Raw genomic sequence first — 23,307 nt, forward strand, 5'->3', positions numbered from 1 at the left:
CTTTTTTATTTATCGAGTCGTCCCCAAATAAATATTCTTTTAAAGGGATAAAAGAACGGTCGCTCGTCAGGAAGAATTTTAAAAAGCCTTTCGCGGAATTCACTTAAAAACTTATCGTAGTTCTCTTCAGAGAGTCGGCTTTGAAAATGAGTGAGCATAGAGCCCTTCACCCATTCCACGACTTGTTCGCGCGATTCAAGAGTGTGTCCGTATACTTTCACAAAAACATTTTGTTCTTTAAATCCAAGCTTAAAGAGCAAGCGCGCATAGTCTTCCGGTGCCAGCATGACGTTAAACTTGTTGTAAGTTTGTCCTTTTAGAAGGCCAGACCATTCAGGTTCTTCGCTCAGGCTCTTGGCTAAAACGTGTGTGGGGTAGTCGTGGTTCATCGGCATTTGCACGGCGATCTGGCCACCGGTCTTTAATGCACTTTTTATTTTACTAAAAATCTCAACGTGATCGCTGCACCATTGAATGGCGGCATTAGAGAGCGCGAGATCATAAGTGTCGTTAGGTTTCCAGTTTTCAATATTTCCCTGCACGAAAGAAAGGCCGGGCTTAGAAAACCTTTTTGCTTTTTCTAACATCGCATCAGACAACTCAAAGCCCACTGTCGCACGCGGCTTAAAGGTGTCATGCATAAGGCTTGTGAGCTCACCGGTTCCGGAGCCGAGATCAATCACCTTCCCCTCAGAAAAAGGCTGCACTAGATCAAGAAGATCTAAGAAGGGTTGGGATCTTTCATTTTTGAACTTTTCGTATTGAGAGGGGTTCCAACTGTCTTTTTTCACAGAAGCCTCCTGATTTTCACAGTAGGCCTACGGCAAAAGCTTGTACAGTTCGATTCCGTTTTTAACGCAGATGTTGTCGGATTTTAACTTGCGATAATTCTTTTATAGGTAGGCTCGGCCTTTTTGCGGAGCGCCTTCAAATCCAGGTCCAATTCTTTATGAGAGCCTGCACTTTTTTTAAGACTTTCAAGATCATGCGTTCGCCCTAAACTTTTTTGCAGGGCTTTGAGGGTGGGCATTTGGATGCCAAGAAATTCCAATCGATAAATCATCTTTTTTGTTTCAATGCGGATGTTATGCAAATCCTTTTTTCCCTCAGGCATTTGCTGGGGCCATTTTATAATTCCTTTTTTTATTTGTACGACCAAATCTTTTTTGGGAAGAACAATTCCGTGAATTTTTGAAAGAAAGCTTTCCAGTTTTTTTTGGAGTTTGCGGGAAAAGGACTTGTCTAAAAATCTTTGCAGGTCTTGCAATTCTTTTTTTAAAGATTTTTCTGAGTTCTTGTCCTTTAGATTATAGGTTTTAGTATCTTTGAGTAAAACATCCAATTCTCGACATGTGCCTAGCTTTTTTCCTAAAGTCCGCAACTCTTTTTTAAGACCTTTAGGAATAGCGTTTTTTGATACTCGTTCCACAATCCAAAGAGCGGCGCGGAACTTTCGGGAAAGAATACGCAGTTCATGAATGTCTTTGGACTTAGGATTTTTGGCCACTTTTTTGACTAAAACAGAAAACTCTTGGATATTCGCTCGTAGCTGACGTTCGGATTCAGTCATAGTGATCCCTGCTGATTTCTTTAAATTTAAAAAATCCCAGAACCCTCGTCCAGATATGCTGCGAATTACACAAAGCTGCTAGTTGGCATTTATTCGAGATAATAGGGTGCTTGATCGTGGAGCTCTGTAAGAACCTTTGTCATAAGACGGGAATAGTAAGGTTGCTCAAAATAATGAAGTGTCACCGGACGCTTGTATTTATTGTAGCCCGAAAGAATGCGTATATGTTTGTTATCACCAATAAGGTGACGGCTCATCACGGCACGGCCCAGTCCTAATTGGACTCCATCAATAATCCCATAAACATCGCCCATAAAAGATCTGCGAATATTTTTCGGTGCGCGAGGTTGTTGTCTAAAGAATTCCTCGGTGGCGTTGTCTAGAGGCCCATGATCTAAATACAAGTCATGAGGTGTTTCATGCTTGGCGCTTTCGATAACGACAAACTCTTCAAAGCCAAGACAGGCTTCCGCAACACCTTTTTTATTCCACTGATAGTCCATGATAATCAAATCCGCACGAGCGGTATTAAGAATCTCTGGAAGTTGAAACATTTCGTAAGATTGAAAATCGATGTGCACTTTGGAATTCTTTCTTAAAAAACCGGCAAGCGCGGGAATAATCACGGATCGCAAAACGGAAGAATACCCGGCAAGACGAAAGCTTCCCGCCAGCTCTTCCTTGCTTCCTTTGAACTCTGTGAGAAGCTCTTCTTCCATTTTTTGATTAAGACTTGCAAAGCGCAATAGGCGCTCTCCGGCTTCTGTCAGTTTAAGACCTCGGGGTTCCCGAATAAAAAGTGTGACCTCGAGTTCATTTTCTAAAAGAGCAATTCTTTGCGATAACGCCGACTGAGTGAGCCCCAACTCCTTGGCGGCCTGGGTGATGTTCAGATTTGACGCTGTCTGGGTAAAGGCTTGAAGTCCTAAATTTGATATTTTCATGGGCAATTAAATATTCTAATGGATACATAAAAACAATGAATTTTAATTATTTCTCTGGAGGGTGTACTTAAGCCCTATAACGTCGCTAATGACGTCGCAAAAAGGGAGAAAGAAATGAAAAAATGGATGTTGGCCTTGGCTTTTTTATGTGGAACTTCACAGGCCTTGGCTTTTAATACGTGGGAATTAAACTGTGTTAATGACCAGAACCAATCTTTAAAAATCATTCATGTCGATCGTTTTCAAAAGCTTGATATGGATCAAAACGTGACCGCGCAACTAATAACCGATGAATTTGCCTCTGAGTTTAAAGGCGTAAAGAATGATCATGGTTATTTCTTGTCTTCGGAAGCGGGTGATCCGGTGTCTTTGCAAGTCGTAAAAGCAACGAATCACGGCGGACGATGTGGACGTTGCGGTGATGATTGGGGTGAGAAGTATTACGCTAAACTTAAAGTGGACACTCAAGAGTATAATTTCACATGTCACGAATAAAATGTTTCTCTGCTCAATTGCTGTTTACAGGCCTTCTCATCGCGGGAGGCCTGTTTTTTACCATCAGTGACGCGAAACCTGTCGTTATTGAGTCAGAAGAGTCAAAGACGAAAGATCTCACGTCGGTCTTTAATGAAATCCGTTGGATTCCTGGTAAAGATCAAGACGTGTGGATGATGAATCAAAGTCATTTCGGCCGCCATCCTGGTGTCGACAAATGGGAGCGTCTTGCAATCGTGATCGATAAAACTCAAAAACCGATGGTGGCAAGGTATTATCAACTTGAGCCGGGGGCTTTGGTTTGGGAAAAAGATCTTATTCAAAAAAGAGTGGAGTATCGCGCAAGCTGTTTTATCTGTCACAACAACGGGCCCAGGGCTTTACGACCTTTAAGTGAAAGCACCGAAGCGTCGTTAACGTGGTCGGACAGATTAAAAATTCAATTGTGGAATTTGCGTATAAAAACTTACGGGCGGATTCGCTATGCTACTGAACATGATCAAGAGGATAAAACTTTAGTTACACCGTTTAGTTATCACTCGAAAGAGGATCGCGCTGAGCTAAAAGTGAAAACTTGCACGTATTGTCATAACGAAAGTGGATTTTTAGCGCGGGGGATTTTGCAGCGTCAGCAGACAGGGACGATCACTTCGCTAGTCCAAAGAGGCGAGATGCCGCCTCCGGGGTTTTCTTTGTCAGAAAAAGAAAAATATGAACTGGAAGATTTCTTACGCGGATTTTAGTTCTTGCAGTTGTAAGTCGTTCCTAAATGCAAGTGTTTGCGGTGGTCTTTGTTCGTCCAATTGATGGTGGTTGCCGCCACCGTATTACCGCAGTGTCTTTTCACAGCGGCTTCCCAGCCCGCCATGAGTTTAAGGAAAAATGCACGCTCTGAAGATTTCTCAGAAGCCACGGCTTTGGAGTATTGATAGCTTTTACCGTCAACAATCACTTCGGCCACGTCGATGGCGCGACCTGTATTGTGCAAACTCTTTTTAGCCTGGTGACGGGCGTCTCCCATAATACCTTTATGAACCAGAATGACCTTGCTTCCACCGACAATGTTTAAAAGATCTTTTTGCATCACGTTCATAAGGCTGGGGTGAATCGGACGGGCAGAGCATTTTCCGCCAAGAATATAGCGACCGATAATACTTCCTTTACACTCATTCCACACTGTCAAAGTGGAAAGAGAAATACCTCCTCCACCGTTTTTGGCGGCGATTCGCAGGTAATCAGAGGGGAAGTAATAGTTGGGAATAAGGACGTAGGCCGCCGTTTCTAGGTTCTCCGCCAAAGCTCCATCTGCTGTCATAAAATCGATATCTGGATTTTCCTGATCGACAGTGATGATCTCATCAGTTTCAGGGTTCCTAAGAGTGATTTTTCTAAGAGGCAGCGTTCCCGGAACAATGCGCGCTTGAATGTATTCTGCTTGAGGAGCAATGTCTTCTGGAAGATTGTCATCCTCAGTAGATGCGTTTACGCAGCCTTCACCGATACACAGAGTTTGGTAGCCCAAAGACTCGTCATCGTGGCTATGACCCAAGCTTGCAACAGCATTTTTTGTTAAAACCAAGGCTAAGAAGAAAACGATCACCCGTTTCATGAGGCAGACCTCCTACGTTCCCGAAATTCACGAAAGGGACCTGTTGCGAGATTTATTCCAGCCCAAGCCCCTCTAAAGACGTTCTGAGAGGAAAATATCGTCTAGGTTTTTTGCTTCGGTGGCAGAATTCGCGCTTAGGCTCCCTCGGAGAACCCCATAATCCATGAAAGTCCTGGAAACAGGTTTGGAGCTTGAGCATACAAAGTTGGTTGTTTGTAGGAAAGGCTTCCTCTACCATTAAAGGTATGTACGAAACAAAGAGCTTCTACGAATACGATGATTACAGAGCTTTGCTAAAAGAAAAGTTTGAGTATTTAAAATCAACGACGAAAAAACTTTCTTTAGAGTATCTGGCAAAAAAAATTGGAATCTCGAAGTCATTTTTAAAAATGGTTTTGGACGGGGATCGCCATATCTCACTCGATAAGCTAGCTGCCGTTGCTGAGACTTTTGAGATGAAGCGTGATGAAAAGAATTATTTTATTTTTCTCGCGTGTCGAAACTCCGTGGACGACAAAGAAATGGGAACCTTTTTTGACGGGATCCTAAAAACTCTCGCCACCCGCAAAGGCTCTTATTTTCCAAATGTCGAGGAACTTCGCGTGAACAACGCGGTTTTTAATAGTTCTCTCAGCATGACGATGCAAAACATGCGTCGGTTAGAGGGGTACCAAGAAGATCCGGCTTGGATCAAAAAGTATCTTAAAGACCCAAAGGTGACCCTTAAGGATATTGAACACGTTTTAGAAACTTTTAAAAAAAACGATATTGCGCCCGGATCTGTGGACGCCGTTCTTTCTCCGACGGATGACTTTACGGTCGCGCGGACGGGATTAAGACTTGCGGCTGACGTCGTTGCGGATCCACACAAATTTAAGCCCATGAAATATTATATGTGCGCTTACAGATTCGATGAAGAAAAACAAAAGAAAGCTTTTCAACTTTTCACGGAATTTCATGAGAAACTTCGTCAGATGAATGACGAATGTAAAAAAGCGACAATGGTCGTTTTTGTCTCTGACAATATCTTCACCGTCGCAGATACGGAGCCTTAATTATGGAAAAACCTTTATCCGGAAAAATCGCGTTGGTTGCGGGAGCGACACGGGGTGCAGGAAGAGGAATCGCCATTGAGTTGGGCGCTGCGGGGGCCACTGTTTATTGTACAGGTCGCTCGACACGCGCCTCTCGTTCAGAAATGAACCGTCCTGAAACGATCGAAGAAACAGCGGAGCTTGTGACCAAAGCCGGCGGTCACGGGATTGCGGTGAAAGTAGACCACCTTATTCCAGAAGAAGTGAAAGCACTTGTTCAGCGTATCGAAAAAGAGCAAGGGGATTTACATATTCTCGTGAACGATATTTGGGGCGCCACAAAAATGGAGTGGGGAAAAACGGTTTGGGAGTCTGATCTTGATTATGGACTTCGCACTTTGCGTTTAGCTATTGATACACACGCAATCACCAGTCATTTTGCGTTGCCACTGATGATTAAAAATCCGGGAGCTCTGGTTGTTGAAATCACTGACGGTACCAAAGAGTACAACGACAAGAATTACCGTGTTTCATTTTTCTATGATCTCGCTAAAGCCGCCAATTTGCGTATGGGATTTTCTTTAGGTCATGAATTGAAAAAATATGCGGGAACAGCGGTTGTACTTTCGCCAGGGTGGTTGAGATCTGAAGAAATGTTAGAAATTTATCAGGTGCAGGAATCAAACTGGAGAGACGCCACAAAAAAACAACCTCACTTCGCGATTTCGGAATCCCCTCACTATGTCGGTCGCGCGGTTGTGGCGTTAGCCAAAGACCCGCAAGTTGCCCGCTGGAATGGCCAAAGTCTTTCTTGCGGACAACTAGCCAAAGTCTATGGTTTTACCGATCTTGATGGCAGCCAACCGGATGCCTGGAAATATATTGTCGAAGTCCAAGAGGCGGGGAAACCCGCAGATACAACGGGCTATCGTTAATCTTCAGCTCCACGAATCGTGAAAAGGACTTTGCTTAGGATTTTACCGTTGTTGGCAATCACAAGTTCATGGCGGCCGGTTTCGGGCTGAGGAACTTTAAAAGGACTGATGGCCTCTCCTAAGTTTTTTCCATCCCAAAGCAGTTGGCTTTTTGACGGAACATCCCCTTTAAAGCGAATGAAGAGAGCTACATGTTCCTGAGCAATGTGAGGATCTTTGACTAAGATAGATCCTTCGGCGGGGAAAATAAATTGCACGCGCTTTTGCAAAGCCGTCTCAATCACGTCCTGCTGAGGTTCTGTGCCTTGAATAAAATATTCCTTATGAGGATGAAGCGCCCACTCGTGTCGCACTTCTTTTTCAACAACGTGAGCCGGAGGGGCCGGAGCGGAACTCCGTTTGTCTCTGTGCAGTTCACTCATGATTTCATACCAGGACGGTCCCACTCCGGAAACGCCGCTGACTTTGTTCATCGCTTCCGCATTAAAATTTCCGGCCCAAACACCTACGGTATAATGCTCGCTATAACCAAGGCACCAGTTGTCGCGGTAGTCTTTGCTTGTTCCCGTTTTCACCGCGGTCCAAAAGGGAGTTTCCAAGGGATTGTCCCAACCAAAACCAATGGAGCGAGCATCGGGATCGGATAAAATGGAGCCAATGATGTAAGCGGCTTCCGGTGAAAGAATCCGTTGTGCCGTAGAAGCATTTTTCGAATCGGCTTCGGTAAGTTTTAAAGGAGACCAAACTCCGCCATTTGCAAGCATACGATAAGCATTGGCCAGTTCATCAAGACGAACTTCCACGGCACCTAAGGCCATCGAAACACCGTAATAGTCAGGCTCTTTTAAATTCGAAAATTGCAGGGACTGCAAAGTGCTGTAAGTTTCGTGAAGTCCTAAGATTGTCACGGCTTTCACTGCCGGAACGTTCAAAGAAGACGCCAAGGCTTCACGCACGGCCACCGGGCCATAAAAATGTTTATCATAATTAGACGGACGATAAACATCACCACCCCAGGAAATCGCCGTGGGATCGTCCAACAAAATAGAAGCCGCCGTCAGCGTTTTTGTTTCAATCGCTTTCCCATAGATAAAAGGTTTTAAGCTGGATCCCGCTTGACGATACGATGTCACACCATCGACATACGGGTTTTCAGAAGAAGACACTGTTCCGACATAGGCCAAAACCTTCCCCGTATGATTATCGATAACAATCGCCGCCGTGTCACGCACGTTGGAATTTTTCAATCGATAAATATTTTTCTCTAAGATCGCTGTGACTTTTCTTTGCAGGTCTCCATCAAGAGTGGACGTCAAAAATGTGTCATCTGAATTTTTAAACAGACGACGAGCCAGGTGAGGAGCCAAGGAGGGACTTGCTGGCATAGACGGAGGATTTTTAAAAAACTGATCCACGGACGCAAGAATGTTTAAACATGAAGTGCCTTTATGAAGAGCACTTCTTTGATAAAGAGTACAGACTTTGTTTCTTAAATGTTTTGCCCGTTGATTCGGGGAAGAAATCAAGGAAGCAATCACAAACGACTCCGCGGGATCGAGTGCCAGGGGATCTTTATCCAAATAAGCAGTGCTAAATGCGGGAACGCCCTGAAATTCTCCGCGCAGATGAATAAGGTTTAAGTAGGCTTCAAGAATTTCATCTTTACTCCATTTAAGTTCAATAAAAAAAGCGCGAGCTATTTGCAGGAGCTTGTGAGAAACCGAGCCTTTTTTAATCGAATGATTATGAAGCAAAACATCTTCTTGAATTAAATCACTGAGCTGCATGGTGATGGTGCTTGCACCTTGTAAACGGGAGCCTCTGAGATTAGCTATCAGTGCTCGCGCGAATCCCAGTGGATCAAAGCCCAAGTGATATGGAAATCTTTGGTCCTCTGCCAAAATCACAGCCTGTTGCAGGCTTTGCGGAAATCTTTTAAGGGGCTGCCACGCCAGTCGACGTTTTTTAAAATCCGTGCGAAGTGTTTGCAAGGATTCGCCGGCCGAAGAAAGCAAAACACGATCTGACCCCAAGGACATTTTCATCACGTCGTTTTTGCTGGGCGTATGAAACCAAGTGAACGTGACGAAAATGCAAGATCCAAGAATGATTGATAGAAGTCTTTTTGTGTTCTTCTGCATAGGGTGCGGAACTTAACCCAAATCAAAAAAATTGCTAGAGATTTCAAATCTTATGCTGATGCGTGAAAAATTTTTGCCGCACTTTGCGGGAATATAATCATTCGATCTATTGATGATGATCCACTCGCTTGTTACAACGCCGAGGAATCGAAATAAAAAATACAGCGAGGAAACTATGAAGCACGTGATCTTAAGTTTAAGTGTCCTTTTGTTTTTTCCATTTATTGCAAATTCGAAAGAACAAATCAAAGATTTCAACGGAGTAATTCCGGAACCGATCAACAAAGTCGATGAACCTCTTTCGCAGTTGAGAATCAAATTTCCATCGACAATTGATAAAAGCAAAAACGGTGAGAAAGAAATTTTCAAGGTGATGTGCTCGCCAGCGCTGCAAGGTTATCCAAGCTGGGCTGATAACGACACCATCTGGACTTATAATTTTAAAACCTCTGAAGATAAAGACGCCGCAGGTGAAACGGTCGGCGGTACAAAATGTGATGTCGTTCAGCTAGAGGACATTGCCGCCAGCAGCGGAACTGTCTGGAAGGCCGGAACGATTCATTACTCTGTGACTGTCAGCGGCCCCAACGTCAAAGAAGTCTATGCCGCACGCGGTTTTCAGGGAACGCTTCGTGAAAAAGAGGCGGTCCTACTTTTGGTTTTTGATGGTCCGGTAGATCGCACGAAGTTCTTTGCGGAACAAAACGGATACTTAAACTATCTCAGTTCCAATGCACCGAGTGAGAAAATTCCGTTGGTCCCAGTGCCTCCGGATCAAGTTGAAAAGATATTTTCCTATTTTAGCAGCTATCGCTACATGGGCGTGGAATTTAAATCCAAAAACTGGATCTTGGCGACCATTCATCAGAACCTGATCCCTGGGGCGCAGGTAGGTCTGACAGTTGAAAATCAAGCGAGCAGTGAAAACAGTGATGTTCGTTCCGAGAGAAAGTTCACAAGAGAATTTTCTGTTCGAAGCGAATTCCAAGCAAAAATCCAGTGCGCTAATCCCAGCGCAAAGAATGCCACTTGTTTACCAAAATCTCCCATAACAGTTGCGATGAATGGTCATGCAAAATGGCTCGACGTTAAAGAAGCTTACATCGATTATGTGCCGTATAAATCCAAAGATGGAAAGCTGGTGCGAAGTTACCCTGAACTCAATCAAGAAGTGGGTCTGTGGGACAGCATCTGGGATATTTTAGCCGAATACTTTCCGTTTCTCGCTAAATACAGCGACACCATTGTTGATTCCGTGGTTTTCAACGTGAATATCGAACCCGAAACTCAGGCGAAGGTGGTATTGCCTCAGGGCCTGAAAGATATCGACAATCGTCGTCTTTCAAATGCCATTGTCGAGTTTCACATCCGCATTGGAACCATGAGTGAAGTGATTCATGTTCCACAAGCGGTTTCCTTTTTTGAAAAGAATGTTCCGAATGTCTATCTCCCAGTCGGCATTGTTAATTTAAATCAAAAAATCTCCATTCGTAAAACCGGCAAAGACAGCAAGGTGTGGGCGCCGATTCGAAATGTCGCAGAGATGATTCATATCATCCGCGCCTATGAAACGCGCGGTTCTTATAGATCTTCGCCCAATTACGTGAGCCCTTTGGATACTTTAGGCGTAGTGAACACGGTCGTAAACCAACAGCTCACCGGAGAAAAAAATCGCCCGTTGTATCTGCAGTTTCCTTTCGCGGAAGCAGGGACGTCCCCTCAAAGTGGTTTTTATCCGATTGAAATTTCAAGTCCCACATTTGAAGCGGGACATTCGGATTCAGAAGAAGAGCGATACTACAATCCGAAGTACGTTCTTGCGCAGGTCACGGATCTTGCCGTTCATCTAAAAAAAGGGGCAACGAGCAATCTTGTTTGGGTCACAAGACTTTCCAACGCGGAACCAGTCAGCGGAGCCGATGTTGAAATTTACAACTGCCTTGGTGAGAAGGTAAAAACTTTAAAAACGGATGGTTCCGGTCTTGTGAGTTTTGCCAGGGAAGAATGGGCCACGAATTGCAACTCTCCTGAATCCCTTTATTCGCCGTATTTAGAGAAAGACGGCTTTTACGTCGTTGCTAAATTTGCTGATGACATCACTCTTTCGCACTCTTCCTGGACAAGTCCCAACACTTACGCGTTGGCGGCCCCCGGGATTGATTGGTACTACAGTGATATCACCGAAAACCAACCGCATTTTCACAGCGTGATAGGTGTGAACCTGGTAAAACCGGGTCAAGAAGTTCCTATCGAGCTCATCGCAAAAATTCCTCAGGCCAAAGGCTTCAGTGAAGTGGCAGAAAACCAGCTTCCGACACTCGCACGAATTTCAAGTGCTGAAGAGCGGGACGTTTACTATGAACTTCCACTGACATGGAAAAACGGTGTTGCAAATATCGTTTGGAATGTCCCTAATGATTCTTCCGTCAAACTAGGTCGTTACTACGTCAAACTTCTTGGTCATAATACTGAAGATGTGGGGGTGGCATCGGGAGATATTGAAGTCGCTGAATTCAAGATTCCGTTGATGTCAGGAATTATGTCGTTCCCAACGCAAGCTCTGGTAAAACCGGATTCTATCCCTGTCAACTCCGTGATCCGTTATGCGAACGGAGTCGGCGCAAAAAATCTGGCGTCTGATATATCTTACTACTTTGAATCAACCTCTATTACGAATAAAAATCTCCGCGAATTCACCTTCGGAAACGGTCCTGTCAAATTGAGCGAAGATGAGAGCAGTGGAGACTCAGATCCGTTACCTACCTACAGTCGTCCCGCTACGATTCCTAATCTAAAGACAGCGGACGATGGTTCGTTGACAAGGGATATCGCCAAAGAAATTCTCAGCGACGGACGTTCTGTCGCTGAAGTTTTAAAAACAGTGGATCGACCTAAAAAACTTGTGGCTCGCGTGCGCTACAAAGATCAAATGGGAGAATATCAAACTCTTTCCCAGGCAAAGGATATTTTTAACTCTCAAGAATATGCCGGTACGCACTTGGTTTCCGGAAATCGCAATGAAGCGCGTCTTCGCGCCGCGGTGATGGATGTGAATCAAAAAAATATCACGAACCTTAAAGATCTTGAGCTTAAGATTCTTCGTGTTGAAACCAAAGTCATTGGTGAAGAACTCTACGGTGGCTTAATTAAAAATACTCTTGAAAGGGAACTAAAGTCTGTTCGTTGGACAAATTCTTGTACAATGCAAAAACAAATCGCCACTTGCCGAATTGGCTCTTTAAGGGCGGGAAATTATGCTTTTGAAGTAAAAACAAAAACTTCAAACCAAGTCGCGCACGTCTTTTTTAAAATCGGAAGCGACGGAAAAGTTTACGGCGCCGGTGATTACTATAACTTCGGCGACGGAGAAGCCAATAAGCAACTTCCTTTGGTATTGAATAAAAAACAATACAAAGATGGAGACCGCGCAGTCGTGAGTTTCTCAAGCCCGTTTAAAACATGCCGAGCTCTGGTCACAACAGAACGCAGTGACGTGATGGAAGCGGCGATTGTTGCAAATGCTTGTGAAAAAGGATTTGTCGAAGTTCCAGTTAGGGCCACGCAAGCTCCGAATACTTTCTTGTCGATTTATGCTGTCACCGGACGAGCGCCGACAACGACGTTAAAACCGGGAGAAATGGATTTAGGCCGTCCCACATACCGTCTTGGTTATGCCAATATGAAAGTCAATTGGAGCCATTTCCAATCCAAAGTGGCGGTGAAGTTGAATAAAGAAAAATACGAGCCAGGTGAAGCGGTGGAAGGCCAAGTCCTGGTCAAAGCTCAAGAAGGATCTCTGGGAAGTGGCACGGTGACACTCGTAGCGATTGAAGAAAAGATTCTTGAACTTAAAGCCAATGACACTTACAAAATTTTAGAGGCCTTAATGCAGCTTCGTGGTCACAGTGTGGAAACGGTGACGCCGCTTGAAAAAATCGAAACGGTCACATCGAATGAAAACGCCGATATCCCAAGTGAAAACTCCCGTAAAGGTGGAGATGAAGGCGGTGACGGAAGTGCGAAGGCAGACTTTAAACGAAGACTGTTCAACGCGTTGGTTTCTTTTCAGCCGGGCATTCCGGTCGTTAATGGTGTCGCAAAATTTTCTTTTGCGACCAATGACAGCCTGACACGCTTTAAAGTCTTCGCCATTGCCACAGATTCCTCGCAAAAATTTGGAACAGGTGAAGCGACTTACTTCACTGAGAAAGACACGCAAGCCTACTCCAATATTCCATCGGTAGCGCATCACGGTGACTCTTATCCCGTTAAAATCACCATTCAAAACAATGGTGCGAAATCGGCGAAATACAAAACCGAAGTGGAAGTGATTGTTAAAGATAGCAATGGCAAAGAAATAGCTCGTAAGACTTTAACAAAACAGACAGAGATTAAGCCATCATCGTCTGAGACTGTGGATGTCGGTGATCTCGCGATTTCTGATGAAGCGGGTCGTATCGAATACGTTGTGAATGTTTACGATGAAAACGGAAACCTCGTGGATAGCATGGAGCCCGAAGCCCAAGTGATTCTGCCGTCTGTTCCTCTTGCGATACATAATTCTTTTATCGTGCAAATGGAAAATGACAGCTTCATGCGGGAACTTCATAAAGAGGCCACAGCTCTTCCTCAAAAAGGCGAGATCCGTGTTTCTTTGTCGAACAGTCTTGTCAATGGAGCTCTTAAACAAATTCAAGAGCGTGTTTCTCAAGATACCTTCGCTGACTTTTTTATCGAGTCTCAGTTCTATAAGGCCTTGCTCAATAGTTCAGAGGCAAAACCCGAAGAGATCAAAAAAGTTCTCAACATGCTCCTTGGATACACGGACCTTAATGGCTTCGTAAAATATTATCCGCAAGCACGTCGCGGAAGTGTGTGGTTGACGGCAAATATCCTGAATGCTCTTCAAGAAGAACCGTGGGCACTCAAATATGTTCCAACAGCTTTAAATGAAAAATTGAAAGGGGCCGTTTCACAAGTTCTTACTAAATCTGTAGATCCTGTGTACGTCGGTAAGGAACCTCTGGATTGGGTGCGCACCCAAGCTGTAATGGGGCGAAGTGCTTTCGCTTTCAAAGATCAAAACCTGCAAGCCTCTGCCAAAGCCGTGAGTGTGACGATTGCAACGGAGCTGCAAAAAAATCCCGCAGTGTACGGGCCCACGGTTGATAAGTGGACGAACAGTGATCTCGTGAATGTCTGGCTCTTGCAGGTTTTTGCAACGCCAGAGATGGCAATGAGTTCACCGTTCTATATGCAACTGACGGAACCTTCTCGTCTGATTTACACGGGAAACACAGCGCAACTCAAGGGCGCTCCCAGTTACGGCTGGTTCTATTCAGATGAAACAATAGAAACGGCCTTTCTTTTGTTAGGACATGCTCGTTTGCACGGAGACAGAAATAGAGCAAGAAGCCTTTCTGTGGGGCTTGTAAATCTCAACACGAGTGCTTGGTATAACACGGTAACTATGATGTCCGTAGCGCAAAGCCTTAAAGTCTTTGCGAAAGCGTATGAGGCTGAAGCCGTGATAGGCTCTTCGGTGATTTCGATCCCTGAACAACAAGCCCATGGTTCCGTGGACTGGAGTCGCACAAGTGGCGTTGAACTAAAAACTCCTTGGATTCAGACACAAGCCACAGTGCAAGTCACTCACGCAGGTGAAGGAAATCCGTGGGTGGGTGTTCAAGGTTTGACGGCAGTGCCATTGACAGAGCCACGCGGTCAGGGGCTTTCCATTGAAAAAGAGATTCGTAACGTCACCCGAGATTCAGGATTTCAATCCGGCGACGTGATCGAAGTGACTTTAAGAATTCATTCAAGCGGTGATGTGAACAATGTAGCGATGCAAGATCCTATTCCTGCCGGAAGTAATATTTTAAGTGAAGCTTATGGTTACTATAGCTCCGGCCAAAAAGGTTATTCGGGATACAAGTTTTATTTCGAACGGCTTTTTTCAGGTAGCACGACGGTGAAATACCAATATCAGCTTAACAATCCAGGAATCTTCAAACTTCCGCCTACACGCGCAGAGGGTTTGTATGCGCCAAGTATTTTTGGTGAAACACCGAATGCGACTATGACGGTGAAATAGGTGAAAGAATGTTGATCGAGCATATGAAACGCACCTTTGCTGAACGCTGTCGGAAGAACTCTTCCTATTCCTTGCGAGCTTTTTCACGTTCGCTGGGAATGGATTCTTCCACGGTGTCAGCGATTCTGAAAGGCAAGCGTCCGCTCACAATCAAAACGGCGCAAAAAATCGTCGAGGGTTTAAATATCACGAATCCCGTTGAGGCGCAGGCCCTGATCATGAGCACCTTCGTGAAAGAAGAAAATGAAGCTGTTCCTAATTACAGTGAACTTGCGATGGAAAGTGCCGAAGCGATTTCATCTTGGCAGCACTTTGCGATTTTAGCTTTGCTTGAAATTAAAGATTTCAAAGGACAAGAGAGAAATATTTCAGAACGCCTCAATATTCCTTTTGGAATTGTTTCTGAATGTTTGGTGCGTTTAGAAAAGTTGAGTCTTATTGAAAATAAAAACGGTCTTTGGCAGCTCACAGGAAAAAATATGGCAACACCTTCGCAAATTCCTTCAGCGGCATTGAGAGAGGGACATAGACAATACATTTCCAAAGCCTTGCATTCTTTAGAGGCTGATCCCGTCGAAGCCCGAGATATCAGCGGCATCACAATGGCGATTTCAAAATCGCGTTTGCCGGAAGCCAAAGTGATGATCCAGGATTTTCGCCGTCGTTTGTCTACCTACTTAGAAGACGGGGAAAGAGACGCCGTCTATCGACTCAATATCCAACTTTTTCCTCTTTCACAGGAGAAAAAATCATGAGGTCTTGCTTCATTATTGTCATGATCCTCTTAGGTTTCACCGTTCAAGCCGCCGCAGCGGGGTGGGATCACGGAAACGCCGGGGACACTGTCGCATCAGAATTTATTTTAAGCGGTCGAGACGTTCTGCAAAGACTCGAGCTGTTGTTTGAAAATAACAAACCCGTTTTCGATGCAACGAACTTAAGGGCCGCCATCATGACAACGGAAGTGGTTTCCGAAGACCACGTGATGCTCGATGGATTTGAACGGGATGCCGTGAATTATTATCCGACGAAGCGCCTTATTAAAGTCAATCGTTCGCGCTGGACGGATCTCCGTCGTTCGACGGAAACTAAAGCACGCTTGCGTCTTGTTCTGCATGAATACCTTTGGATCAGTGGAGTGGATGACACGAACTTTATTCACTCAGAACATTTAATTGAATTGCTTAACATCAATAACTACAGCCCCAGTATTTGGTGGAATCCGGTAAACCCTGCAAACTACGTCAAAGCGCAACTCACGTTTGCTCCCGAGGGTTGCACGATTCAGCCAGGAAAACTCGACGTCAAACTCTCCGAGGAAACGTTGATAATGGAAACCGCCGGAAACTGCCAAGACTCTTATCGGCAAGTGCAGATTGTAAAGCAGGCGGGAGTAACACCACCGTCAAGCAACGCTCGTGGTCTGTTTCATAAATACGAAATCACCGTTTTAGACAGAACGAAAACATTGAAAGGCGAAATGATTTTCGAACCCGAATGGGGAGCCTGCCTGCTTCCTGAAAAAGGCGTCTGCCAAGTCTCTGGAAAGATGACGATCGGCGGAGTTGAATTAGTTTTTTGGTTTCTAAGAAATTAAGGAGTTTGTTGTGAAATATTTTATTCTATTAGCAAGTTTGATCTGTTCAGCAAAAGCCTTCGCAGTCTCAGAATGCACAGGTCGAGCAAGTGACAACACCTGGGTCACAGTCCACATCAACACAACAGGAGCCACAGGAACCCCCGAAAGCGGCGAAGTGATTTTCGAAACCGAAGAAAACAAATTCGGCTACCGCTTTACAAAAGAAGAGATCACACAATTTTTCGAATACGACGAACCCGCCAATAATTCAGCCATCGTAGGACTAGCCGCTTATGCTGAAAAAGAATTTCCTGTATCGATCAAGTACAACGGCCCGAACTTCGTGGATATGGATCAAAAATCAGTGATCGAAGAAGGAAAAACTCAACCAATAAAAAATAATTTCATCAGAGTTTGGAAAGGCCCCGGTCATTCAGCAACAGATCAAATCCAAATAAGCAACATCGCCTGCGCCGTATGGACCAATATTTAAGATTTTGCTTACAAAGCATGCAGGAGCCATTGAAACACTGCGTTTTTAGCCCCCGTATGCACTTTTTAGAAAAAAGAGCTTGAGTATTAGGGCACTTTTATTTACAAAATATCCCTCACGCGCGGGTGTGGTGTAATGGTAGCCACGAGAGACTCAAAATCTCTTGGATTCACGTCCGTGGGGGTTCAAGTCCCTCCACCCGCACCAATTAATTCTGGTTCTACGGTTCTACGGTTCTACGGTTCTACTCACTTCATGGTGGAACTTTACTCAAAATTCTTAAAAATCATAAACTTAGCAAGCGAAGCCTGTAGTTTTTAAAGCTTCTAAATCCGCTCTTGAGCACTAAAGAGAATTCATTTTCCCACGAATCCAATCAAGATGAGGTCTGAGATCTGTGAAAAGGGCCATGCCGTGACAAGTGCGCACATTCTTTTCATCTGTCGCGCGGTTATCGACGCCCATTGATGTCACGCCAATCAAAGTTAATCCTTTTTCAGAACTCACATAAAGAGGTCCGCCAGAGTCTCCTGTGCAAACACCGTTGTCATACTGTTGAAGCATCCAGGTATTCTGAATAGAAACAGTGGAGCCAATCAAAGCCAAATAGAAATCCTTCACCAGGCGAGACACCGTTGCCGTTGTAAAGCGAAGAACACCGGAGTCTTGATTTTTTTCTTCCGTATTACCGTAGCCAGACATCACAATCGTATCACTCGCAACAGGTTGGAAATCTTTTGCAGGAAGCTCGCGCACCTTGTATCCAGCAGGAATGCCTCCGGTGAATTTTAAAATTGCCAAATCATAAGAGGCATTTTCCAAGGACTTCGTCCAATAAGAATAATCTTTATGATAGGTGTCTTTCACAACAGGACGAAGAGTTCTGTTTTTCGCTTTCGCCGCGCAATCGATATTATTGGTGAACGCAATAACGGATTTACCGCCGAAAGCGGAAATACAATGAGCTGCCGTCAAAACTTTGTCTTTATCTATAAGAGTGCCTGTGCAGATGCTGACGTCATCTTTATAATTGACGTGCACAACCATCACAGTGCTGGCACTCAATTCATTTCCAGTTCCAAGAACTTCGCCGCCAACAATACCAAAAGATTTTCCGTTGATTTCACAGTTTGCAGGTTCAACTTTAAGATCTTCACTGCCACCGCCGCCAGAAGAGCATGCCGCTAGAGCAGAAAGAGAAAGAACAAGTGCGCTGGCTCTGAGGAGTTTCGACATCATGAGAGATATCTCCTTATATATAGAGCGTAGTTTTACCAAATCCTTCCATGGTCAGGGGCGAAATGACTCCTCTTTGCAAGAATTTCAGAAAGCGTCTTGTAAGTTGTCACATTTGTGGTCAGTGACCGGGACTCGCGTTCAAGGGTCAGACAGCGACTTACTTTTGATATCAACAACTTAGACGGCGGGGACGAATTTCGGCCTTGTTGGCATCAGGCTTGCTTTACGCCCAAGTGACTTAAAAAGGTTTTTGAAACCAGAACCACGAGGAGACTCTATGAAAAAGTATTTCTATATACTTGCGGCTTTGAGTATTGCGCCTACTTATGCGCTTGCTCAGAGTATCGAAAGTGATGTCGATGCCGAGCTTGATCAAATGTATTCAAGCCAGCAAGGGGCACCTGCGGCAGCGGCCGCTCCAGTACAAGCTCAGCCTCAGGCTCAAGCTGGTATTGCCAACACAGCACCGGTCAGCGGTCAGCCTATTTATATTTTGAATCAGGCAACACCGACGTCCAATGCTCAGTTGCAACAAACACAAGTTCAAAAACAGCCAACGACTGTGATTGAAGCTTCTCCACTGACAGAATCTCGCGCGGAACAAATCCGCAGATCACGTCAAGATGCTGAGTTGCAAACTGAACAAAGAATCGTTGAAAAGCTCGAGCAATCTCGTATGGAAGACGAGAAGAAAAGAGCTTCGGTTTTATTTGGTGATAAGTTCAACCAATTAGACCAACAACAACAGCAACCTCAACAAGTTCAACAACCTGTTTATGCTCAGCCTGTACAACCAGTACAACCTGTGCAAGTTCAACAAGTTGAAGAACCTAAAGAGAACACACGCGACATCATCCGCGAAGAATTAGCTGCGGCTATGAAAACGGAAGAAGAAGCGGCTGTTGCTCCTCTTGAAACTAAATACGTGGCAGGTATCTTGGGAGTCGGTGACTATCCAGACACTCGCCAAGTAAAAGGAAACTATGCTCTCGGTGTGGCGTTCGGTACGAAGTACGACAATATCGTTATCGAAGGTTCATTCTTGTACTCTAACTATACAGTTGAAGGACAAGGTTACTACACAAATGGTTACGCGTATGGCGGTGGCGGAGTTTACGTTCCAGACTCTATCGACGTACAACAATACTCAGGTTCATTGGCTGCGAAAGTTCAATTGTTCTCTGGTATCGTAAAACCCGTATTCGGTGGTGTGGTATCTTACTCTTACAGAGGTTTCTCTTGGGATAACAAATCCTACGGATACTACAACGACACGAAGGCTAATTCTCACGCGATCGATATCGGTACGATCATTGGTGCGGATTTGGAATTCTCTCCGAAGTACTCTTTGGGTTTGGATTTCAGATATATGTGGAACTTGTCTAGCCGTGTGAACGCTGGAAACACTTGGATGGCTGGACCTCAGTATGGAACTCCGATCGAAAAGCTTCAGTACTATGTGATGTCGCTTGTCGGACGAGTTAATTTCTAATCTAATATGAATAAGTAGTTTTATTAATTCCTCAGTGGTTTCAAACCCCGTCTGCAAAGGCGGGGTTTGTTTTTTTTGTTTCAGGCGAAGAGCGGTGGAGTTAGAGGGGGCTTGGGTTGAAGCAGTTGCTTCGGTCGGTACGCCCTCCTGGCTCAGTCAGCGCCGCGCTTTGCGCGGTTCGGGCCATCCAGGCCCCGCTGAAGGCCGTCCTTCGAACTGCTTCAACCCAAGCCTCCTCTAACTCCACCTCATCGTTGAAAAATAAAATCCCCTTTTTTGCGTGTGCTGAAAGTGGAATGTTAACTTCTTTTGTTAGATGTCGGCATTGCGTTTGGGGGGGGGTCTGGCGCTGCGCGCTTTTTTTGTGTTTTGCTGGCCTGCTGAGCCGTGGGTTTGGCGAAGGCTGGACTTTGTTGGGTTTCTCTATCATAGTTTTCTTTATGAGATTTCTTCTTCCTTTTCTTTTTTCTTTGAATGCTTTTGCTGCTTCTGTGGTTACTGAAACTGTGGGGCAGGTTTCTGAGCATGTTGTTACTAGTCGGGAAGTTCAGATTTCTATGGTTATTGAGAATATTCTTTTTCCTCCTAAGACTCCTTTGAAGGGGCTTTATGAAATTCGGCCGGTGCAGCCGGAGTTTCGTAATGCGGTAACGGCTGTTTTGCTTGAGGCTGTTGTGGCTATGGAGGCTGAAAACTTTAATGTGGCGGCTATTTCTGATGATGATCTGAAAGCGGCTGTCAGTAAGGTTGAGAAAGCTGTTTCTGGGAGAGCTTATTGGGGGGATCTTGAGGTTTCTTCTGATGAAGTTAAGAAGTTTACGGCTCGTAAGTTAACGGCTAAGAGTTTTTGGAAATTTAAATCGAATTCGATGTCGAGCATTATTACCGATCAAGAGGCACAGGCCTATTACGATAAGAATCGTGTGAAGTTTGGTTCGACTCCTTTTGAATCTTTTAAAGACAATATCAAAACCTTTCTGGCGCAGCAGCAGTTGGAAGAGCGCATCCGCGCTTGGTTTGAAGTGATTAAGCGTAAGTACAAAGTTCGTAACTTTATTGCGGATTAATTTATGCACATTGAAACTCTGACTAGCATTCATAAACCTGCCATGCGTGCCTTGATTGAGGCCATTCATGCTGAGCAGGGGTTGCTTCCACAGTTTTACTGGCCTCAAGATCTTTTGGGGGCGGAGATGGCGACAGCGGAAGCGGTCGGGGCTTTTGAGAATAATGTTTTAATTGGCTTTGTTCTTTATCGTGAGCTTCCCGAGGCATTTGAGATTTCTTTGGTTGCAAGTCATCCCCAGTACCGACGTCGAGGAGCTATGGAGAAGGTGATTGAACATCTTGTCAACGCAAAGGGTCAAGAGCGCGAGCTTTGGTTGGAGGTGCATGAGGAGAACGTTCCGGCGCAAAAACTCTATGAAAAACTAGGGTTTAAGGAAGTTCGTCGGCGGCCCCGTTACTACAAGGACGGAGCGACGGCCATTTTGTACTCACACTCATAAAGGGAGTGTCGCCCCTTCGGGGAGTGAAGATAAACCCTTGCCCTCGCTCATTTTTTTTGCTAGTTTCAAGTCGTTCCAATGGGCCCAGTAGGCCCATTTTTTTTTGCGCCCGGACGGGTGGATCGATTCTTCGATCAAATTTCTAGCCCCTGCAAATCTCGCAGGAACTGGACTCCGTCCAGTCGCCGTATATGTTATAAAGGATTACCTTAAAATGTCAGAGACCCCATCTTGGATGGAAAAAGTAGAAGCTATAGCCAATGAGGTTGCCGCTCAAGAAGGCGTCCTTATTTACGACATTGAGTTCGTAGGCTTGGGCAAAGGAAGAACACTTCGTATCTACATCGACAAAGAAGACGGCAACGTCAGCATTGATGATTGCTCGAATGTCTCTAAAGGTCTTAATGAATTTCTTGATGCCAATGAAGACCTGATCCCTGGCGGCGCTTACAATCTTGAAGTTTCAACTCCGGGTTTAGATCGTGTCTTGCGCAAGCCTTGGCACTTCCAAAAAGCCGTGGGGAAAAAGATTTATATCAAAACCTCCAAAGCTTTGGAGAGTGCTGGTGTGACGGATAAAAAATGGAAGGCAGCTAAAACAGTCGAAGAAGTTTTGGAATCGGCTGATGAAGGCGGCATCCGATTTGTCGTGAAAGATGTGGAGATCAAAATCCCTTACAACATGATCGACAAAGCTAAAGTAGTTTTTGAAATGACCAAAGGTCAAAAAAAGTAACGAGAGAGGAAAGTCATGGCTGAAAATATGTTTTCAGATCTTTCTAAAGTGATTGATCAAGTCGGAAAAGACAAAGGTATCGACAAGCAAGTTGTTATCGATGCAATCACTCAAGGTATGTTGGTAGCTGCTCGCAAGAAGTACGGCACATACCGTGAAATTGAAGCCGCTTATAACGAAGAAACCGGCGAAGTTGAACTTTTTGAGTTCAAAGAAGTCGTCCCTCGTGAAAAGTTCATCGACGAAGAAGTTGAAATCCCTTACGACGAAGCTCAAAAGTTGGATCCAAATGTTCAACTTGATGACTCTATCGGTATTAAAATGGAAGCTTCTGATTTGGGTCGTATTGCGGCTCAGACAGCAAAACAAATCATCATGCAAAAAGTGCGTGATGCTGAACGCAACATCATCTTCAATGAATTCGAAGAACGTAAAGGTGAAATCGCATCGGGTATCGCTCGTCGCGTGGAAAAAGGCGCGATTGTTGTCGACTTGGGCCGTACGGAAGCGTACATCCCACCTCGTGAACAAATCCCAGGCGAACAATACAAGCCAGGGGACCGTATTCAAGGTTACTTGTCTGAAGTTCGTCAAACAACTCGCGGACCACAAATCATCATGTCTCGCGCGGATGAGCGCTATTTGATGAAGCTTTTCGAAATGGAAGTTCCAGAGATCTATGACGGTGTTGTTGAGATCATGGCGGCGGCTCGTGAGCCGGGCCAACGCGCGAAAATCGCGGTTCGTTCTAAAGACAACTCTGTAGATCCAGTGGGTGCTTGCGTTGGTATGAAGGGTTCTCGTGTACAAAACATCGTACAAGAACTTCGTGGCGAGAAGATCGATATCGTTCCTTGGGATGAAGACATCACTCGTTTTGCGTGCAACGCTTTGGCTCCGGCTGAAATCTCTCGCGTGTTCCTTGATGATGCGAACCGTGAAATGGAAATCGTTGTTCCAGATTCTCAATTGTCATTGGCTATCGGTAAGCGTGGTCAAAACGTGCGTTTGGCAGCGAAATTGACAACTTGGAAATTGGATATCATTTCTGAATCTTCAGCGGCTTCTCGTACGGCGGAATCAATCTTCAACTTGATGTTGATCCCGGGCATGAACGAGACAATGGCGCAAAACATTTTCCAATCTGGTTTCGGTTCTTTCCAAGCAGTGGCGACAGCAACTGTGGAAGAATTGATGACGATCCCAGGTTATGACGATCCAGATAAAGCTGAAAAATTGGCGAAAGAAGCGAAAGCTCTTGTCGCGAAATATGAAGCTGAAGGCGTACCAGTGCCAACAGCTCCAACAGCAGCAAAAGATAATAAATCTAATGTTTCCGCGAAAGCACAAGCGGACCTTCTTTTGAAGCAAGAGTTGCAAAAACTTGATGCTCAAGAGGCGGATGAGGAGTAGTCGGCGGAAGCCGGCAGAAAAACAG

The 23,307-nt window shown here is 44.9% G+C and carries 19 protein-coding genes and 1 tRNA gene; 14 read left to right on the forward strand and 6 right to left on the reverse strand.

What is annotated here, in order from left to right:
- Nucleotides 1-5: 5 nt before the first annotated feature.
- The 3 genes from AAAA78_RS07025 to AAAA78_RS07035 form a co-directional block, all read right to left on the reverse strand.
- Nucleotides 6-791 carry a methyltransferase domain-containing protein gene (locus AAAA78_RS07025; RefSeq protein WP_340591070.1) on the reverse strand — a complete coding sequence of 262 codons (786 nt, stop codon included), beginning with the start codon at nt 789-791 and terminating at the stop codon, nt 6-8.
- An 83-nt stretch (nt 792-874) separates the two neighbouring features.
- Nucleotides 875-1,570, reverse strand: coding sequence for a CHAD domain-containing protein (locus tag AAAA78_RS07030; protein WP_340591071.1), 696 nt, complete (start codon nt 1,568-1,570; stop codon nt 875-877).
- 89 nt (nt 1,571-1,659) lie between these two features.
- On the reverse strand, nt 1,660-2,514 hold the full coding sequence (locus AAAA78_RS07035) for a LysR family transcriptional regulator (protein ID WP_340591072.1): 855 nt from the start codon (nt 2,512-2,514) through the stop codon (nt 1,660-1,662).
- A gap of 114 nt (nt 2,515-2,628) precedes the next feature.
- On the opposite strand from AAAA78_RS07035, the gene AAAA78_RS07040 reads away from it, so the two are divergent.
- Together AAAA78_RS07040 and AAAA78_RS07045 are read left to right on the forward strand one after the other, a co-directional pair.
- Complete coding sequence (locus tag AAAA78_RS07040; protein WP_340591073.1) at nt 2,629-3,009, forward strand: hypothetical protein; 381 nt, start codon at nt 2,629-2,631, stop codon at nt 3,007-3,009.
- Nucleotides 2,997-3,752: a hypothetical protein gene (locus AAAA78_RS07045; RefSeq protein WP_340591074.1), complete on the forward strand. Its 756-nt coding sequence runs from the start codon at nt 2,997-2,999 to the stop codon at nt 3,750-3,752. Before AAAA78_RS07040 ends, AAAA78_RS07045 begins: the two co-directional genes overlap by 13 nt.
- Here AAAA78_RS07045 and AAAA78_RS07050 read toward each other — a convergent pair.
- Nucleotides 3,749-4,618: a hypothetical protein gene (locus tag AAAA78_RS07050; protein ID WP_340591075.1), complete on the reverse strand. Its 870-nt coding sequence runs from the start codon at nt 4,616-4,618 to the stop codon at nt 3,749-3,751. The two genes, AAAA78_RS07045 and AAAA78_RS07050, sit on opposite strands and share 4 nt — an antisense overlap.
- 245 nt (nt 4,619-4,863) lie before the next feature.
- Between AAAA78_RS07050 and AAAA78_RS07055 the strand changes: the two genes are divergently transcribed.
- Complete coding sequence (locus AAAA78_RS07055) at nt 4,864-5,673, forward strand: TIGR02147 family protein (RefSeq protein ID WP_340591076.1); 810 nt, start codon at nt 4,864-4,866, stop codon at nt 5,671-5,673.
- A gap of 2 nt (nt 5,674-5,675) precedes the next feature.
- Nucleotides 5,676-6,587 (forward strand): SDR family oxidoreductase, encoded by a 912-nt coding sequence (locus AAAA78_RS07060; protein ID WP_340591077.1) that lies wholly within the window; start codon nt 5,676-5,678, stop codon nt 6,585-6,587.
- Here AAAA78_RS07060 and pbpC read toward each other — a convergent pair.
- Nucleotides 6,584-8,728, reverse strand: a complete 2,145-nt coding sequence (gene pbpC, locus AAAA78_RS07065) for a penicillin-binding protein 1C (protein ID WP_340591078.1) — start codon at nt 8,726-8,728, stop codon at nt 6,584-6,586. The genes AAAA78_RS07060 and pbpC overlap by 4 nt on opposite strands.
- A 175-nt stretch (nt 8,729-8,903) precedes the next feature.
- Between pbpC and AAAA78_RS07070 the strand changes: the two genes are divergently transcribed.
- The 5 genes from AAAA78_RS07070 (at nt 8,904) to AAAA78_RS07090 (ending at nt 17,101) form a co-directional block, all read left to right on the forward strand.
- Nucleotides 8,904-14,822 (forward strand): alpha-2-macroglobulin family protein, encoded by a 5,919-nt coding sequence (locus tag AAAA78_RS07070; protein WP_340591079.1) that lies wholly within the window; start codon nt 8,904-8,906, stop codon nt 14,820-14,822.
- A gap of 8 nt (nt 14,823-14,830) precedes the next feature.
- Nucleotides 14,831-15,577 carry a TIGR02147 family protein gene (locus AAAA78_RS07075; RefSeq protein ID WP_340591080.1) on the forward strand — a complete coding sequence of 249 codons (747 nt, stop codon included), beginning with the start codon at nt 14,831-14,833 and terminating at the stop codon, nt 15,575-15,577.
- Nucleotides 15,574-16,419, forward strand: a complete 846-nt coding sequence (locus AAAA78_RS07080) for a hypothetical protein (protein WP_340591081.1) — start codon at nt 15,574-15,576, stop codon at nt 16,417-16,419. Before AAAA78_RS07075 ends, AAAA78_RS07080 begins: the two co-directional genes overlap by 4 nt.
- A gap of 10 nt (nt 16,420-16,429) precedes the next feature.
- A complete protein-coding gene (locus AAAA78_RS07085) occupies nt 16,430-16,894 on the forward strand; it encodes a hypothetical protein (RefSeq protein ID WP_340591082.1) in 465 nt (154 codons plus the stop codon).
- Nucleotides 16,895-17,015: 121 nt separating this feature from the next.
- Nucleotides 17,016-17,101, forward strand: a tRNA-Leu gene (locus AAAA78_RS07090).
- Between the two features lie 138 nt (nt 17,102-17,239).
- Here the strand turns inward: AAAA78_RS07090 and AAAA78_RS07095 are convergent.
- Entirely contained in the window at nt 17,240-18,133 is an 894-nt protein-coding gene (locus AAAA78_RS07095) for a S1 family peptidase (protein ID WP_340591083.1), read from the reverse strand.
- A gap of 277 nt (nt 18,134-18,410) precedes the next feature.
- On the opposite strand from AAAA78_RS07095, the gene AAAA78_RS07100 reads away from it, so the two are divergent.
- From AAAA78_RS07100 to nusA, 5 genes are all read left to right on the forward strand, one after another.
- A complete protein-coding gene (locus tag AAAA78_RS07100) occupies nt 18,411-19,625 on the forward strand; it encodes a hypothetical protein (RefSeq protein WP_340591084.1) in 1,215 nt (404 codons plus the stop codon).
- Nucleotides 19,626-19,741: 116 nt separating this feature from the next.
- Complete coding sequence (locus AAAA78_RS07105; protein WP_340591085.1) at nt 19,742-20,692, forward strand: hypothetical protein; 951 nt, start codon at nt 19,742-19,744, stop codon at nt 20,690-20,692.
- A 42-nt stretch (nt 20,693-20,734) separates the two neighbouring features.
- A complete protein-coding gene (locus AAAA78_RS07110) occupies nt 20,735-21,133 on the forward strand; it encodes a GNAT family N-acetyltransferase (protein ID WP_340591086.1) in 399 nt (132 codons plus the stop codon).
- Between the two features lie 214 nt (nt 21,134-21,347).
- Entirely contained in the window at nt 21,348-21,869 is a 522-nt protein-coding gene (gene rimP / locus AAAA78_RS07115) for a ribosome maturation factor RimP (protein WP_340591087.1), read from the forward strand.
- Nucleotides 21,870-21,884: 15 nt separating this feature from the next.
- On the forward strand, nt 21,885-23,282 hold the full coding sequence (nusA, locus tag AAAA78_RS07120) for a transcription termination factor NusA (protein WP_340591088.1): 1,398 nt from the start codon (nt 21,885-21,887) through the stop codon (nt 23,280-23,282).
- The last annotated feature ends 25 nt before the right edge of the window (nt 23,283-23,307 follow it).

It is taken from the genome of Bdellovibrio sp. BCCA (assembly GCF_037996825.1).
Classification (GTDB): domain Bacteria; phylum Bdellovibrionota; class Bdellovibrionia; order Bdellovibrionales; family Bdellovibrionaceae; genus Bdellovibrio.

Coding starts and splice junctions, on each gene's coding strand:
- AAAA78_RS07030 (WP_340591071.1), bottom strand. CDS start 1,570: ATGACTGAATCCGAACGTCAGCTACGAGCGAATATCCAAGAGTTTTCT.
- AAAA78_RS07035 (WP_340591072.1), bottom strand. CDS start 2,514: ATGAAAATATCAAATTTAGGACTTCAAGCCTTTACCCAGACAGCGTCA.
- AAAA78_RS07040 (WP_340591073.1), top strand. CDS start 2,629: ATGAAAAAATGGATGTTGGCCTTGGCTTTTTTATGTGGAACTTCACAG.
- AAAA78_RS07045 (WP_340591074.1), top strand. CDS start 2,997: ATGTCACGAATAAAATGTTTCTCTGCTCAATTGCTGTTTACAGGCCTT.
- AAAA78_RS07050 (WP_340591075.1), bottom strand. CDS start 4,618: ATGAAACGGGTGATCGTTTTCTTCTTAGCCTTGGTTTTAACAAAAAAT.
- AAAA78_RS07055 (WP_340591076.1), top strand. CDS start 4,864: ATGTACGAAACAAAGAGCTTCTACGAATACGATGATTACAGAGCTTTG.
- AAAA78_RS07060 (WP_340591077.1), top strand. CDS start 5,676: ATGGAAAAACCTTTATCCGGAAAAATCGCGTTGGTTGCGGGAGCGACA.
- pbpC (WP_340591078.1), bottom strand. CDS start 8,728: ATGCAGAAGAACACAAAAAGACTTCTATCAATCATTCTTGGATCTTGC.
- AAAA78_RS07070 (WP_340591079.1), top strand. CDS start 8,904: ATGAAGCACGTGATCTTAAGTTTAAGTGTCCTTTTGTTTTTTCCATTT.
- AAAA78_RS07075 (WP_340591080.1), top strand. CDS start 14,831: ATGTTGATCGAGCATATGAAACGCACCTTTGCTGAACGCTGTCGGAAG.
- AAAA78_RS07080 (WP_340591081.1), top strand. CDS start 15,574: ATGAGGTCTTGCTTCATTATTGTCATGATCCTCTTAGGTTTCACCGTT.
- AAAA78_RS07095 (WP_340591083.1), bottom strand. CDS start 18,133: ATGATGTCGAAACTCCTCAGAGCCAGCGCACTTGTTCTTTCTCTTTCT.
- AAAA78_RS07100 (WP_340591084.1), top strand. CDS start 18,411: ATGAAAAAGTATTTCTATATACTTGCGGCTTTGAGTATTGCGCCTACT.
- AAAA78_RS07110 (WP_340591086.1), top strand. CDS start 20,735: ATGCGTGCCTTGATTGAGGCCATTCATGCTGAGCAGGGGTTGCTTCCA.
- rimP (WP_340591087.1), top strand. CDS start 21,348: ATGTCAGAGACCCCATCTTGGATGGAAAAAGTAGAAGCTATAGCCAAT.
- nusA (WP_340591088.1), top strand. CDS start 21,885: ATGGCTGAAAATATGTTTTCAGATCTTTCTAAAGTGATTGATCAAGTC.